Source organism: Streptomyces sp. NRRL B-3229 (genome assembly GCF_000719505.1).
Taxonomy (GTDB): Bacteria; Actinomycetota; Actinomycetes; order Streptomycetales; family Streptomycetaceae; genus Streptomyces; species Streptomyces griseorubiginosus.
The window spans coordinates 1-202 of the sequence record NZ_JOGP01000176.1; the positions used below are offsets into that span (position 1 = coordinate 1).

Annotated in this window: 1 protein-coding gene; it reads left to right on the top strand. The window is 67.8% G+C overall.

Annotated features, from left to right (window positions below; translation table 11 throughout):
• Positions 1-202: hypothetical protein (locus IF54_RS40380; protein ID WP_037821324.1), on the top strand; the 202-nt coding region annotated here is incomplete at both ends.

The following is a 202-nucleotide window of genomic DNA, read 5'->3' on the forward strand; positions in this document are numbered from 1 at the left end:
GCACGGCGACGGCGGTGCCCCGCTGTTCTCGTCGATCTCCTTCGACCTGGGCATCCCCGACCTGTTCACCCCGCTCATCTGCGGACAGCCCGTCACCCTGCTCCCCGACGATCTGGACACCGCCGAGCTGGGTTCTGCTCTCTCGGCTGCCGGACCGTTCTCCTTCGTCAAACTCACCCCCGGCCACCTGGACCTGCTCACC